Below are 13867 nucleotides of genomic sequence, written 5' to 3' on the forward strand. Positions count from 1 at the left end.
GCTGCTAGCTTCTTCACTCTTCACTCTTCACTCTTCACTCTTCACTCTTCACTCTTCACTCTTCACTCTTCACTCCGTGTTGGCGGAGAAATTCCAGGGTAAACAATCCCGAGCTGTGGCCGTCGCCAAACGCGATGTTGTAAGCATAGTTGCCCACTGGGCGGAGCTTGTCGATTGTCATCGGCTTCGCTTCCGCCTTCGATAACACCGGCAACTGTCGGGCCGCTCGCGATTGTAATTCGGGGTCGGGCGGTTCGCCGTCCCGACGACGCTCGCGACAGGTCGCGCAGGGACAAACCTTGCGCAGATGACTGGCTCGGTAGAGCAACACCAAGCCGTCCGACCAAGTCATCTCAATCTCGCTGGGCGAAATCCGCCGCAAACCAGTCGGCACCGGCTTATCGCCATCATCATAGGTTTCAGGTAATGCGTCATTCATAAGCTTGCTGGAGAAACTGGTGTAGGAGGTTTATTTGTGAGGGAACCGTGGCTAGCGCCAAAACGGCTGACAGAAACCGTGGCTAGCGCCAAAACGGCTAACGCCAACCGACACTAGCGACGATCATCGAGCCGTTTCGCTTTGGCCTCAAAACGTGGCAAAGATTGTGGCGGGACCGCGCGGACTGGAATCCGCAACCCGAGCCGCTGTTCCATGACTAATTCCAAGTCGGCGATTTGCCCGGTGGGGTCTTCCACTTCGACTTGCAATTCATCCATCACGCCCTGGCGAGTGGCAATCAAACGAAACTCGCCCAAGCGGGGAAACAGCCGGATGATCTGTTCGATGCTGGAAGGAAAAATGTTGACACCGCGAATCACGACCATGTCATCCACCCGTCCAATGATCCCGCCGTCGAGCCACAAAAATCGACAACGTTCGCTGCGGTTGCGATAACCGCGAACGAGATCACCCGTGCGATAACGGATCGCCGGGGCACCCAATCGCCCTAAGCCGGTCAGCACAAGTTCGGCCAACTCTCCCTCAGCGGCGGGTTGCTCGCTACCGGGTACTAAGAGCTCGGCGACAAACTCGGATTCAATCACGTACAGCCCTTTGCCATCGGAACTGCCAAACCCCCACGGCCCCAACTCGGTAGCCCCGCTGTGGTCGAGCACTCGGGCACCCCAAGCGGTTTCGATCCGCGTTCGCACCTCCGGTAACGAACCGCCCGGCTCACCTGCCACGATCAACAACCGGACCGGCCAATCACGCGGCGCGAGCCCTTCGGCCTCCGCGACCTCGGCCAAATGCATCGCGTAGGTGGGGGTGCAGCAAAGCACGGTCGCTCCTGTTTGAGCGATTAGGTTCAATCGCGCGCGACTGCTCAAACCACCTCCGGGCACCACCGTCGCACCGCGGGCCACCAACGCGTCGTTGGCACTCCAAAAACCAATGAATGGTCCGAAAGAAAATGCCATCATGGCGATATCTTCGCAGCGCACGCGACCGGCATCTAACACGTACTGCCAAGTATCCAGCCACCACTTCCAATCTTGGCTGGTATCGAGGACCGGCATCGGTTGACCATGCGTGCCGCTGGTGCGATGGAATCGTGAATAGGCAGTCAGCGGACGGGTGTGAAACTTAGCGGGTGAGCCATCCCCGGCATCAATCTCAGCTTTCTCCAGCAACGGCAACCGGCTGAGGTCTTCCAAACAAGTGATTCGCAGCGCATCGGCGTGGTACTTGCGACGGTAAAAGCCATCTTCCGCCACCGCGGCGGCCAACACTCGATTTAGGCGAGCGACTTGATATTGACTCAATTCATCACGGGTTGCTTGCCGCCAATGCGCACGACGTTCGGCGCTGGATGCGGATCCGGCGTCGTCACCTCGCCCGCTGTGTTGGCTGTAGGAGGAGTTTTTTTTGACAGGCATGGTGCAACACGTCTCCAAATTTCCAAACAAGGCAAGATTCAAGCAGGGCTGTGATTCATGGCGATCTGCAGCGGGCATTTGGCGGGAGGATCAAGGCCGCGGCGATAGTGATCTAACAACTGCCGCGAGCGTTCGGCCAACATCCGCCGGACTTCGCGTCGTTTGCCTTTGACGCGTGGAATCACCATCGTATCGTACCCGGTTGTCTGGTGGCGCAACCAAGCGATCACGGCCGCTTCGGCTCGTTGCTCCACCGGAATACGCTTCGTCCGCGCCACCGTTCCGCTGCCGACCGGCGTGGCGTGCTTGGTCACTGCCGTCGCGAGTCTTTCCGCCAATGTTTGATGGCAGGGAGCGAAGTCGAGAAACTTGACTACAGTTTGCTGGAAGGTATCCACATAGTCCGTTTGCACCACTTCGCGACGTCGCGCATCGGCCTCGCGACGTTTGGCATACGCGTCGGTGGACCGCTCGGCCGCCAAGTCTGCTTCGATCTTCGCCACGGTTTGAGCATCCGCCCAAACGCCTCGCGAGAACATCCGCCGCCCCTTTTTCTCTTGCACGACCCAGTGGGGTCCGGCTGCTTTGATTCTTCGCGTCAGGGCGGCATCCCCTGGGGGCACCAAAATCCAATTCGCGGGTGCCGTGAGAACTTCTCCGTCAGCCGCGCGAACGGTCCGTTCGGAAGGTCCAGGTGCGTAGGCGCTCATCCGAGTAACTTTAACGCGGAAACGAGTGGTTGTTGTTGGCTGGCGCAGTGAAAAGCGCCCAGCCCCCAGGCTAATTCGCTGGCATCGAGGGGAAAGATTTCCATGTCGGGCAACAACGATGCGAGCAACTCCACGGCGAACTGATCGGCTGCCGGAGCGCAGAACTGGGGGACGATGACACGGCGGCCACCGACGATCAAAAAATTACAATAACTCTCCGGCACCCGTTGCCCGTCGATCTCACGTTTGGGTGGAATCGGCAAGCGATGAATCTCCACCGGAGGATCGGTCTCCCGCCCCCAGACTCGCAATTGCAGATAGTTCTGCTTCAGCGGTTCATGGTTCGGGTCCTCGGGATCATCACAAACGGCGCACACCAGGTTACGTTCGTCGACAAAGCGGGCCAGTTGGTCGATGTGCCCGTCAGTATCGTCCCCCTGCAGCCCGCCTCCATCGAGCCACAAAATTTCCGTGACTCCCAAGCGACGATGAAACTCCTGCGCAATCCGCTGTTGGTCCCAGCCGGGATTCCTGGTCTCGGTAATTAAACATTCCGGCGTGGTGATCAACCGGCCCCGCCCGTCGGTCTCCAGCGCGCCCCCTTCGCAAGTCAACTCGCTGACTTCGTGATCGGCGGAGGCCGCCTCACAAACCCGCGCGGCGACCCGCGCGTCATCATCCCAGGGCGGATACTTTCCACCCCAAGCGTTATAACCCCAGTCGATGCCAATCAAGCGATCCCCTTCGCTAACGAAGGTGGGACCATAGTCGCGAATCCAACAATCGTTCGTGGGGCAATCGAGCAGCGTTACGTTCTCGATCTCCTGGAGATGCGAATTCGCCAGCTCGCGGACCTGCGGCGCGACCAAAACCTGAACCGGCACCACGGCGGCAACCGCTTTGACGAACATGGTAAAGGCGGCCGGAATATGTTGAAAACGTCCCGGCCAGGTCTCCGGATTATGAGGCCAGGAAAGCCATATCGCCGCTTGCTGCTCCCATTCTGCCGGCCAGCGTCGGGTGGTTAGTTGATTCATCTTACCACCTTAATCCAAAAAACGTTTGGTCAAATCGGCATAGGCATCAATGCGACGATCGCGGAGGAACGGCCAATGGGTTCGCACCACATCGATCAGCTCCAGATCGCACTCGGCGGAGATAATTTCTTCTCCTTGATCTTTGCCCCGCGTGACAACTTGACCATTGGGTCCGGTGATAAACGACTGTCCCCAAAATTCGATATCGCCCTCCGAACCAACTCGATTGGGAGCCCCCAACCACAGCCCGTTGGCAATCGCGTGCGAACGCATCATGGTTTCCCAAGCGTCATGCTGGGCTTCGCCAAATTCAGCCTTCTCCGCGTGGATCCAACCAATCGCCGTGGGGTAAAGAAGGATCTCGGCACCGGCCAAAGCGAACAGCCGAGCGGCTTCCGGATACCACTGGTCCCAACACACGCCCACACCCAATTTGGCATACCGCGTGGGAATCACGCGAAAGCCCAGGTCGCCGGGGGTGAAATAGAATTTTTCATAATACAAAGGATCGTCAGGGATATGCATTTTGCGATACATGCCCGCCACGCTACCATCGGCATCCAAAACCACCGCCGTGTTGTGATACAGCCCCGCTGCGCGACGTTCGAACAGCGACGCCACAATCACCACTTGAAGTTGCTTTGCAAGCGCCTGCAAACGCTCGCTGGTCGGCCCGGGAATTTCCTCGGCCCAAGCAAAGCGGGCGTGGTCCTCGGTCTGGCAAGGGTACGGTCCGGTAAACAACTCTTGCAAGCAAACAATCTGAGCCCCCTCGGCAGCCGCTTGCGTGATTCGCTCGACCGCTTTATCCACATTGGCATCGCGTGATTGCGAGCAAGACATTTGCACCAGGGAGAGACGAACTTTGCGTGGCACTTGGAAAGCCTCGTAGAGTATTTTCGTGAGCGGGTTTATTTTCGCGGAGAACGAATGAACAACAATCAGCAGAACAAACAGCAGTTAGCCGAGATTCAGCTAACCGACTCGTTTCAACTCTCTTGCCAACGGCCATTGTTCGTCACTGGTACCGACACCGATATAGGTAAGACGTACGTCGCGGCGGTTTTGGCCAAAGAACTCCGCAGTTTGGGGATTCGCGTGGGAGTTTACAAGCCCGTAGCCAGTGGTTGCCGGCAAACCGCCAGCGGCGAGTGGCTGAGCGACGATGCGGTGGCCCTCTGGCGAGCGGCCGACAGTCCGGAAACTTTGGCAGATGTGTGCCCCCAATGTTTCTCCGCACCGCTGGCCCCCCCCGCGGCGGCCGCGTTGGAAGGGCGGCGAGTCGACACGGCTCAAATGTTGGCCGGGGCCCATTGGTGGCGGGAACGTTGTCAGCTGTTGATCGTCGAAGGGGCGGGTGGTCTACTCAGCCCGCTGGCCGACGATCTCTCCAACGCTGAATTTGCTCAGCAGTTAAATGCTGACCTGTTAATCGTCGCCGCCAATCGGCTGGGGGTCATCAATCACACCCGCTTAACGGTGATCGCCGCCGAGCATTTTGGTTTGCCAGTTGCCGGCATTGTGCTTAATCAGGCAACCGCGGCGAGCGACGATTCAGCCACCACTAACGGAGCCGCGATTCGTCGCTATTGTCGACCGCCGCTGGTGGCTGCCTTGGAGCATGGCGGTGGGTTGGTATACTCCCACGATTGATGACGACCATGAGTAACCACCAATGACGCTTGCTCGAACGCACGAAACGCCGAGAAGATAGTTTGTCGATAATTTATTGTCGATAATTCAACAGTAAGTCAGGCCAGCAATAAATCAGCCCAGCAAGAGGAGCCAGGATGTCTGAGATGATGTGCCGCGGAGTCCGCGGTGCGACCACGATCGAGGCCAACGAGCGAGAGCCGATTCTCAAGGGAACGCGGCAGTTATTGGCTTTAATGATTCGTCGTAACGGAATCGATCCGGCCGATGTGTGCAGCGCGATCTTTACGGTCACCAAAGATCTCGACGCTGAATTTCCGGCTCTGGCGGCTCGGCAGATGGGTTGGCTGCACGTGCCCTTGCTCTGCGGCTACGAAGTCTCCGTGGACGGTTCGTTACCCCACTGCGTGCGGATTCTAATTCACTGGAACACGCGGCTCCCGGCCAGCGACATCCAACATGTTTACATGCGCGATGCGGTGCGTTTGCGACCCGATTTGTGTACCCTGCCTCCCGCCGATCTGGACGAGCTGGAACGTTGGATCGCCGAGCAAATGCGCAACGACCAAGAGCAATCATGAAATTGGTTTTCAAGACCGATCCGGATTTAAGTTTTTTGCACGCCATCGCTGTCGTGGCCACCACCGGGGCAACGATTGATGAAAAACTCGAAGCGGCTGTTCGCGAACCGGCTGCCGTGATCAATGAGCGGTTGGAATTGGCCGAGCTGAGCGTTGGCAAGTTTTGGCAGTCGCTGGTCGCTGGTCCCGCTGGCCATGATACCGCGCGGGTTGAGCTGGCCCGTATTGAGCGCTCGCTGCTGGCCGCCGGCTGTGCGGAACTGGGCATCGATTCGCTCTCTCCCGTTGTCAGCGGGCGATTAGCAGACGCTCGCTTGGCGTTTCGGGAACGGTTCCCCAAGTTGGCCGATCAATTGCCGCTGCGAGCTCGGCCCCTGAAGGAGCTTTGGGAAGCGACCGGTCCGGGCACGTTGCGCCAAATCGCCCACCGCACGGTCGATACCTTGATTCCGCCCAAAACGACCGTGCACTTGCTGCAGCCGGTCAGCGGCGGTGGCGGCGGACTGTTGGAAGAGGCCCCCGCGGTCTGGCTCGAAGCGGTCTTGGCGCACCCCGAACCCACCATCCCCGAAACGTTGCGGATCGCTTGGCTGGTGGCTCGCAAAGGTGTTGACCAGGGCAATCAAACTCACCTCGAGGACCCCGAGCGTTGGCGGCACGCGGCGGCTTTGGCGTTGGTGCCGATCGTGTTGGCAGCGGGAGCCGAATTGGGCGTCTGTGAAGCCAGCGAATCCCGCTTGGCGGCGGCCGCCCAGTTGTGGGCGGACCTGGAAGATGTCGATCCACTGCTGAAATGGTGGCAGGAAATGCAGCAACAACAATTACCTCTCCCGATCGCCATTAAGGCGCTCGACAAAATGATGGGATGACGAGTCCATGCGACCTTCTTGGCAACGCCTCTACGCCCGCCTGGTTTGGGCGCCCACGCTGTGGTGGAATTATCTGTTGGGGCGAGTGCTCAAGCTTCGCAATTGGTCCGACCGCATCGACTCGCAAGTCATCGTGGGTGCCTATCCGTTCGCTCGCGATGTTCCCCGCTTGATTGCCGAAGGTGTTCGCGGTGTGGTGAATACCTGCGAAGAATATTCCGGCCCTCAACTTCGCTATGAAGCGGCCGGGATCGAACATTTGAGAATCCCCACTACCGACTTTACTCACCCGCGTTTGGAAGATGTCAAGTTGGCGGTGGAGTTCGTCGAGCGTCACGTGAAGGCTGGTGACACGGTCTATATCCATTGCAAAGCGGGACGCGCTCGCAGCGCCACGGTCGCCTTGTGCTGGCTGATAAAGTATCGCGGCATGACACCCCAAGCGGCTCAAGCTTTGCTGTTGGAAAAACGGCCCCACATCAATCCCAGGCTAACCCAGCGACCGGTGGTGCAACAATTTGTGGCCGAACTGGAAAACTAGTACAGATGTCGCCCCCAGGGTAGCTTCTCACGCACCACTCGCTTAAAACAAAGCCTGCGATCGCGCTTTGCCAACTGCCAAAGCGTGCGCGACTGTCCACATTGCTGCCAGCCGAAAATTACTGGTGCCTGCCGGAATCATTGCCAAAGGAGTCATTCAATGATCGTTTCCGAGCTATCGGGAGAGAAGCTGAGCCTGTTGCGGTTGGCCCTCACGCCGGGCATTGGTCCCCGCACGTTGACCACGTTGCTCGACCATTTTCATTCCGCTTCGGCTGCCTTGGCGGCCAGTCCGGAAAAACTCGCCGAACTACCGCGTCTGGGGCCTAAATTGGTCGCCGCGATTCGCCAAGCGGGCTCCACCGAGGAAGCTCAAGAAGTGGTCAAGTGGTGCGACGGCAATCGCGTGGAGATTGTCACGCACGATGAAAAAGCTTATCCGCAAAGTCTCACCAGTTTGCCCGATGCGCCCCCCGTGCTGTTTGTCCGCGGGGAAATTCAGCCTACCGATTCCTTGGCGATCGCCATCGTAGGTTCTCGCCACGCGACCAATTATGGAATTCGCGAAGCGGGCCGGATCGCTCGCGAATTAGCCCGGGCCGGTGTCACCATCGTCTCAGGTTTGGCTCGCGGCATCGATGCGGCAGCCCACCGCGGAGCCTTGGATGTCGGCGGCCGCACGATCGCCGTTTTGGGAGGCGGGCTGGGCCGGCTTTATCCGCCGGAACATGCCGAACTCGCGGAGTCGGTAAGTGGATCGGGCGCTTTGCTTTCCGAATATCCGCCACTCAGCCAGCCTCGCGGCTCGATGTTCCCGCAACGCAATCGCTTAATCAGCGGGCTGTCGCTCGGGGTGCTGGTGATCGAAGCGGCCGACCGCAGCGGTTCGCTGATCACGGCCCGACATGCCGGCGAACAGGGGCGTGAAGTCTTTGCGTTGCCCGGCCCGGTGAACAGCCGCGTCTCCAAGGGTTGCCATCGTTTGATTCGCGATGGCGCCCAACTGGTGACCTGCGGCGACGATATTCTCGAACACCTCGGCCCAGCCACCGCCACAATTCAAACCGAAGATGGGCACTCGCTGCGACAACCGGGCGAACTGTTGCTCAACGACCAGGAACGGACGGTGCTCGAAGCCGTGGCCTGCGAGGCCACATCGATCGACGCCATCACGCGAGCTTGCGGATTACCTATCCACCGTGTCCTTTCCACGATCAGCGTGTTAGAAATGAGGCACTTGATCCGACGCCTGAGCGGTCAGTACGTGGCACGAATTTAGAGTCAACCTTGTGAGTAGCCCCGCCGAACCCGTTGAACTCGATGTTAACGCCATTCTCGGCCCCGCTGGCCGCATCGCCAAACGGCTGAAACACTACGAACATCGTCCACAACAACTGGAAATGGCGGCCGCGGTGGCGCGTGCGCTTCAGGATGAACAGCACCTAGTCGCCGAAGCTGGCACGGGAACTGGCAAAAGTTTTGCCTACCTGGTTCCCGCTGTGCTCTTTGCCACCGCTGACCAAAGCGAAACGGCTGACGATCCGCCCCCGTCCCGCCGCGAGAATGGTGATGAAAATGGCGATAAATCATCCAATCACCATGGCTATGAGTCTGACGAAGAGTCAACCTCGGGTGACGACAAACCGCCCCGCAAACGCAGGGTGATCATTTCCACCCACACGATCGCCTTGCAGGAACAACTGATCGCCAAAGACTTGCCCCTGCTCAATGCGGTCATCCCCCGCGAATTCGCCGCCGTGTTGGTGAAAGGGCGCAACAATTATGTCTCACTGCGGCGATTGCAGAACACGGCCGAACGAGCGGTCAGCTTGCTCCCCAATGAGATTCAACATCGCCAACTGAAGATGTTGACGACCTGGGCCAAAACAACCACCGACGGCAGTCGCAGTTCATTACCAAGCATGCCCGATAGTTCGCTATGGGATGAAGTGCAAAGCGACAGTTCAAATTGCCTCGGACGCCGCTGTGAACATTTTAAAAAATGCCATTATTACCAAGCCCGCGGACGAGCGCAAAATGCCGAAATTCTGGTTGTCAACCATGCCCTCTTTTTCAGCGACCTCGCCCTGCGACGTGATGGAGCTGGGTTTTTACCAGACTATGACGCGGTAATTCTCGACGAATGTCATACCGTGGAGCAAGTTGCTGGCGATTACTTGGGTCTGCGTCTATCGAATACTCAGATCGAATACACGCTGAATAAACTTCATAACGATCGAACTGATAAAGGTTTGTTAGTCCGCCACGATCTTAAACAATTACGACGTCAAGTCGACATCTGTCGCTATGCGTCGAGCAACTTTTTTGCCGACCTGCTCGATTGGTGGGAACGCTCGGGCAGCCCCAACGGCCGCGTACTGGAAGCTGGGATTGTCGAAAACGAACTCAGCGACCAATTGGAAATACTCTCCCGCGGTTTACAGAAATTTGGCGACACGCAAACCAACGAATCAATCCGTAAAGACTTTACCTCCGCCGCCGATCGTTTGCTTTCACTCGCCGGCGGCATCCGCCAGTGGATCGGCCAAGAGTTAGACGCTGCCGTTTTTTGGTTGGAAAAAACGGGTTCGCGACGAGGCCTTGATCGAGTCAGCTTGGCCGCGGCCCCGATCGATGTGGGAGCCACCTTACGAGATATTTTGTTCGGTGAAGTCAAATCGGTGATTATGACCAGTGCTACTTTGGCAGTGGGGAAACGGCAAAACTTTGACTTTTTCCGTTCCCGCATCGGCTTGTCGGGCGGGCAGTCTCTACAAGTTGGCAGCCCCTTTGATTATCGCCGGCAAGCAAAGTTAGTCGTGGTCGGCGGGCTGCCCGATCCATCACAACAACGGGCGGCCTTCGAGCAGAGTTTGATCGAACCGATCAAGCGACACGTCACGGCTACGGACGGACACGCTTTTATCTTGTTTACCAGCTATGATCTACTCCGCCGCACGGCCCAAGCTTTGATGCCCTGGTTGATTGATCATCAGTATGAACTTTATTCGCAAGCCGGCGAGCAAACGCGAACGCAAATCTTAGAAGCCTTTCGCCAACAGCCCCGCGGCGTGCTGTTAGGAACCGATAGTTTCTGGCAAGGCGTAGATGTGCCGGGCGATGCGTTGCAAAACGTGATCATCACCAAATTGCCATTTTCGGTACCCGATCAACCGCTGCTCGAAGCGCGTTTGGAGGCAATCCGGGCGGCCGGCGGCAACCCCTTCCGCGACTATCAATTACCCGAAGCGGTGATCAAACTGCGACAAGGTTTCGGACGTCTGATCCGCACCGCTCACGATACGGGGCGCGTCGTGATCCTCGATCCCCGCATCCAATCGAAATACTACGGACGTATCTTTATCGAGTCCCTCCCCGACTGCGATCTTATCCAAGAGTAAAATCTTACACGTTCCTCCTCATCTCCCCACCTTCGCTGGATTCCATCACAATGCGCGCTATCATGGCCCTCGATCAAGGGACAACCAGTTCTCGAGCCATCCTCTTTGATCACGCCGGCAAATCGCTGGGAGTCGCTCAGCGTGAATTTGAGCAGTTCTATCCGCAAGGTGGCTGGGTCGAACACGATGCCGAAGAAATCTGGAACTCGCAATTGACCGTGGCCCACGAAGTGCTCGAGAAAACTGGCTTAAAAGCTGCCGACGTGGCGGCCATCGGAATCACCAACCAACGTGAAACCGCGGTCGTTTGGAATCGTCGCACAGGGAAGCCGATCCATCGGGCAATCGTGTGGCAAGATCGCAGGACAGCCGGTTTCTGCGATCAATTGCGACGGGAGGGACACACCAACATGGTCTCCGCCAAAACAGGCTTAGTGATCGACGCCTACTTTGCCGGCACCAAACTGCGTTGGTTGCTGGATAACGTCCCAGACGCTCGGCAGCAAGCGGAGGCGGGCGAATTGGCCTTTGGCACGATTGATAGTTGGCTACTATGGAATCTCAGCGGGGGCCAACTACATCTCACCGACATCAGCAACGCGTCCCGTACCATGTTGATGAATTTGGAAACGGGCCAATGGGACTCGGAGCTGCTCGACTTGCTCCAGATACCGGCCACAGTCTTACCGGAAATCCGTCAGACCAGCGAAGTCTACGGACAATCAGCCAGCGAGTTGTTCGGTGCGCCCATCACCCTGGGAGGTGCCGCGGGCGATCAACAAGCGGCCCTGTTTGGCCAAAACTGCACCCGCCATGGGATGGCGAAAAATACTTATGGCACAGGCTGCTTCATGCTGATGAACGTGGGCGAGACACCGCTGAGGTCAACGCAACAGTTGCTGACCAGCGTCGCTTGGCAAACTCCCGGCGGCAAGAATTATGCCCTCGAGGGGAGCGTGTTTATCGCCGGGGCGGCTGTCCAGTGGTTGCGTGACGGCTTGGGAATTATCAAGACCTCCGCGGAAGTGGAGACCCTGGCGGCCCAAGTCACCGACAGCGAAGGTGTTTATCTGGTACCAGCATTTGCCGGTTTGGGCGCACCCCACTGGGATGCTTACGCGCGGGGCACGATCGTCGGACTGACGCGGGGAACCTCGGCAGCCCATCTGGCGCGAGCCGCACTGGAGGGCATTGCCTTTCAAGTCGCCGATGTGCTGACCGCCATGCAACAAGACTCGGGGATCAACATTCATGAGCTGCGAGTCGACGGTGGAGCATCCGCTAACGACATGCTAATGCAGTTTCAAGCAGATATCTTGCAAGCACCCGTCGTCCGCCCACAAGTGATTGAGACCACGGCGCTGGGGGCTGCCTTCTTTGCCGGTTTGGCCGTGGGGTTTTGGAAGACGTATGATGAAATCGAGTCCGTTTGGCAATCCGAACGCATATTCGAACCGCGCATGCCAGCGGCCGAAGCCGCGCAACGAAGAAGCCGCTGGGGAGAAGCGCTGGAACGCTCGCGAGCCTGGGAAAAACCTGAGTAATGTCGATCCGATCACGTCAACAAACGCTGGACCATATCACTAACCTCGCCTCACCGCTCGACATGGTGATTATCGGCGGGGGCGCCACCGGAGCGAGTGTCGCTCTCGATGCCGCCGCGCGCGGTTTTAAGGTCGCTCTACTCGAACAACATGACTTTGGCAAAGGTACTTCCAGCCGTTCAACAAAGCTGGTGCACGGAGGTGTACGGTATTTGGCCCAGGGAAATATCGCGTTGGTCCGGGATGCGCTGAAAGAACGAACTCGACTGCGCAACAACGCGCCTCACGTCGTCCAGGAGATGTCATTCGTCGTCCCTTGCGCGAATCTCTGGGAACGTTTGTGGTATGGAATTGGTTTTAAAGTTTATGATTTACTGTCAGGACGAAGTGGTTTTCGCAGATCTCGCATTACCTCGCAAAAGGCTTGCCTAACTGCGGTCCCCACGTTGCGGAGCGAGCGGGCCAGCGGCGGCGTGCTGTACTCGGACGGACAGTTTGATGACAGCCGACTGTTGATCAACATGATCCAAACGGCGGTTGAGCAAGGGGCATTGGCACTGAACTATGCTCGCGTCGACAAGATTCAAAAAGATCAGCATGGTAAAGCTGCGGGAGTGACCTTCAGCGATATCGAAACGGGGCGAACCTATCAACTGGCATCCCGTTGCATCATTAACGCCACCGGCCCCTTCTGCGACTCGGTGCGAAAGCTTGACCAAGCAGAGAGCACCCCGCTGGTCGCTGCCAGCCAAGGTGTGCATTTGGTATTACCTCAGCGGTTTCTGCCCGGCCAAACCGCGGTGATCGTCCCCAAGACCAGCGACGGGCGTGTCATTTTCATGATTCCCTGGCATCGGCATGTGTTAATTGGCACGACCGATACGCCCATTTCAGCCGCTGTTCTAGAGCCTCAAGCCCTTCCCGAGGAAATCGAATTTCTGCTCTCCACGGCGGGCGAATACCTGTCCCCGCGACCGACCCGCGAGGACGTGCTCAGCGTGTTTACCGGCATTCGCCCCTTGGTCGGCAAAGGGGAAGCTGCCAATCGGGATCGACCAAGCACCTCCCAACTGTCCCGAGACCATTCGATCTTCAGCTCGGAGTCTGGCATGCTAACAATCACCGGTGGCAAATGGACGACGGCTCGCAAAATGGGCGAGGACTGTGTAAACCGGGCGATTCAAGCAAGCAGGTTACCAGATCGCCCCTGTCGTACTGAAAATCTAAAGCTTCACGGGGCAAACGACGTGACCGCTGAGCAGGCAGGCAGCAGCATCTACGGCAGCGATTTCGCTGAGATTGAACGCCTAGCCGCCACGACGCCCGAACTGGCGGATAGACTATGCGTCGCTGACAACGGCAACGGCCTTGGCTTAGCGGGGGACGAATATTCGCTGCGGGGAGCAGAAGTTGTGTGGGCGGTTCGCCATGAGCTGGCCCGCAGCGTCGAGGACGTGTTGGCGAGACGAACGCGATACCTTTTCCTCAACGCTCGCCTGGCCGCCTCAATCGCTCCCCAGGTTGCCCAGATCATGGCTCGGGAACTGGGGATGGATGCCACTTGGGAAGCGAATCAAATTACTGAATTTCAAAAATTGGCGGCACAGTATCAACTGTGATTTCGACGTTGCAATCCATCAAGTAAGAAGATTAG

13 protein-coding genes are annotated in these 13867 nt (G+C 57.8%); 8 read left to right on the forward strand and 5 right to left on the reverse strand.

Features of this window, described 5'->3' with window-relative positions; translation table 11 throughout:
• Positions 1–55: 55 nt before the first annotated feature.
• The 5 genes from SH139x_RS27925 to SH139x_RS27945 all read right to left on the reverse strand — a co-directional run bounded on the left by SH139x_RS27925 (position 56) and on the right by SH139x_RS27945 (position 4501).
• Positions 56–439, reverse strand: a complete 384-nt coding sequence (locus SH139x_RS27925; protein ID WP_488352999.1) for a DUF971 domain-containing protein — start codon at positions 437–439, stop codon at positions 56–58.
• A 113-nt stretch (positions 440–552) separates the two neighbouring features.
• Positions 553–1878: a phenylacetate--CoA ligase family protein gene (locus SH139x_RS27930; protein WP_488353000.1), complete on the reverse strand. Its 1326-nt coding sequence runs from the start codon at positions 1876–1878 to the stop codon at positions 553–555.
• Positions 1879–1916: 38 nt separating this feature from the next.
• Complete coding sequence (locus SH139x_RS27935) at positions 1917–2588, reverse strand: DUF2293 domain-containing protein (RefSeq protein WP_488353001.1); 672 nt, start codon at positions 2586–2588, stop codon at positions 1917–1919.
• Positions 2585–3625, reverse strand: coding sequence for an agmatine deiminase family protein (locus SH139x_RS27940; protein WP_488353002.1), 1041 nt, complete (start codon positions 3623–3625; stop codon positions 2585–2587). Before SH139x_RS27940 ends, SH139x_RS27935 begins: the two co-directional genes overlap by 4 nt.
• Before the next feature lie 9 nt (positions 3626–3634).
• Complete coding sequence (locus SH139x_RS27945) at positions 3635–4501, reverse strand: carbon-nitrogen hydrolase (RefSeq protein ID WP_488353003.1); 867 nt, start codon at positions 4499–4501, stop codon at positions 3635–3637.
• 54 nt (positions 4502–4555) lie between these two features.
• Here SH139x_RS27945 and bioD point away from each other — a divergent pair, with 54 nt between their 5' ends.
• The 8 genes from bioD to SH139x_RS27985 all read left to right on the forward strand — a co-directional run bounded on the left by bioD (position 4556) and on the right by SH139x_RS27985 (position 13832).
• Positions 4556–5278 carry a dethiobiotin synthase gene (gene bioD, locus SH139x_RS27950; protein WP_488353004.1) on the forward strand — a complete coding sequence of 241 codons (723 nt, stop codon included), beginning with the start codon at positions 4556–4558 and terminating at the stop codon, positions 5276–5278.
• A 146-nt stretch (positions 5279–5424) separates the two neighbouring features.
• Positions 5425–5859 carry a chorismate mutase gene (gene aroH, locus SH139x_RS27955; RefSeq protein ID WP_488356113.1) on the forward strand — a complete coding sequence of 145 codons (435 nt, stop codon included), beginning with the start codon at positions 5425–5427 and terminating at the stop codon, positions 5857–5859.
• A complete protein-coding gene (locus SH139x_RS27960) occupies positions 5856–6728 on the forward strand; it encodes a hypothetical protein (RefSeq protein WP_488353005.1) in 873 nt (290 codons plus the stop codon). The genes aroH and SH139x_RS27960 overlap by 4 nt, the downstream gene beginning before the upstream one ends.
• A gap of 7 nt (positions 6729–6735) precedes the next feature.
• Positions 6736–7269: a phosphatidylglycerophosphatase and protein-tyrosine phosphatase 1 family protein gene (locus SH139x_RS27965; protein WP_488353006.1), complete on the forward strand. Its 534-nt coding sequence runs from the start codon at positions 6736–6738 to the stop codon at positions 7267–7269.
• A 159-nt stretch (positions 7270–7428) separates the two neighbouring features.
• Positions 7429–8547 carry a DNA-processing protein DprA gene (gene dprA, locus SH139x_RS27970; protein WP_488353007.1) on the forward strand — a complete coding sequence of 373 codons (1119 nt, stop codon included), beginning with the start codon at positions 7429–7431 and terminating at the stop codon, positions 8545–8547.
• 10 nt (positions 8548–8557) lie between these two features.
• Positions 8558–10669, forward strand: coding sequence for an ATP-dependent DNA helicase (locus SH139x_RS27975; RefSeq protein ID WP_488353008.1), 2112 nt, complete (start codon positions 8558–8560; stop codon positions 10667–10669).
• Between the two features lie 50 nt (positions 10670–10719).
• Complete coding sequence (glpK, locus tag SH139x_RS27980; RefSeq protein ID WP_488353009.1) at positions 10720–12213, forward strand: glycerol kinase GlpK; 1494 nt, start codon at positions 10720–10722, stop codon at positions 12211–12213.
• Positions 12213–13832, forward strand: a complete 1620-nt coding sequence (locus tag SH139x_RS27985) for a glycerol-3-phosphate dehydrogenase/oxidase (RefSeq protein ID WP_488353010.1) — start codon at positions 12213–12215, stop codon at positions 13830–13832. The genes glpK and SH139x_RS27985 overlap by 1 nt, the downstream gene beginning before the upstream one ends.
• Positions 13833–13867: the final 35 nt, after the last annotated feature.

The organism is Kothea flammea (genome assembly GCF_052161645.1).
GTDB lineage: Bacteria > Planctomycetota > Planctomycetia > Pirellulales > Pirellulaceae > Laterigemmans.

Bases quoted from the DNA above. Each gene is read 5' to 3' on its own strand.
- SH139x_RS27925 (WP_488352999.1), bottom strand. From the start codon at position 439: ATGAATGACGCATTACCTGAAACCTATGATGATGGCGATAAGCCGGTG.
- SH139x_RS27930 (WP_488353000.1), bottom strand. From the start codon at position 1,878: ATGCCTGTCAAAAAAAACTCCTCCTACAGCCAACACAGCGGGCGAGGT.
- SH139x_RS27935 (WP_488353001.1), bottom strand. From the start codon at position 2,588: ATGAGCGCCTACGCACCTGGACCTTCCGAACGGACCGTTCGCGCGGCT.
- SH139x_RS27940 (WP_488353002.1), bottom strand. From the start codon at position 3,625: ATGAATCAACTAACCACCCGACGCTGGCCGGCAGAATGGGAGCAGCAA.
- bioD (WP_488353004.1), top strand. From the start codon at position 4,556: ATGAACAACAATCAGCAGAACAAACAGCAGTTAGCCGAGATTCAGCTA.
- aroH (WP_488356113.1), top strand. From the start codon at position 5,425: ATGATGTGCCGCGGAGTCCGCGGTGCGACCACGATCGAGGCCAACGAG.
- SH139x_RS27960 (WP_488353005.1), top strand. From the start codon at position 5,856: ATGAAATTGGTTTTCAAGACCGATCCGGATTTAAGTTTTTTGCACGCC.
- SH139x_RS27965 (WP_488353006.1), top strand. From the start codon at position 6,736: ATGCGACCTTCTTGGCAACGCCTCTACGCCCGCCTGGTTTGGGCGCCC.
- dprA (WP_488353007.1), top strand. From the start codon at position 7,429: ATGATCGTTTCCGAGCTATCGGGAGAGAAGCTGAGCCTGTTGCGGTTG.
- glpK (WP_488353009.1), top strand. From the start codon at position 10,720: ATGCGCGCTATCATGGCCCTCGATCAAGGGACAACCAGTTCTCGAGCC.
- SH139x_RS27985 (WP_488353010.1), top strand. From the start codon at position 12,213: ATGTCGATCCGATCACGTCAACAAACGCTGGACCATATCACTAACCTC.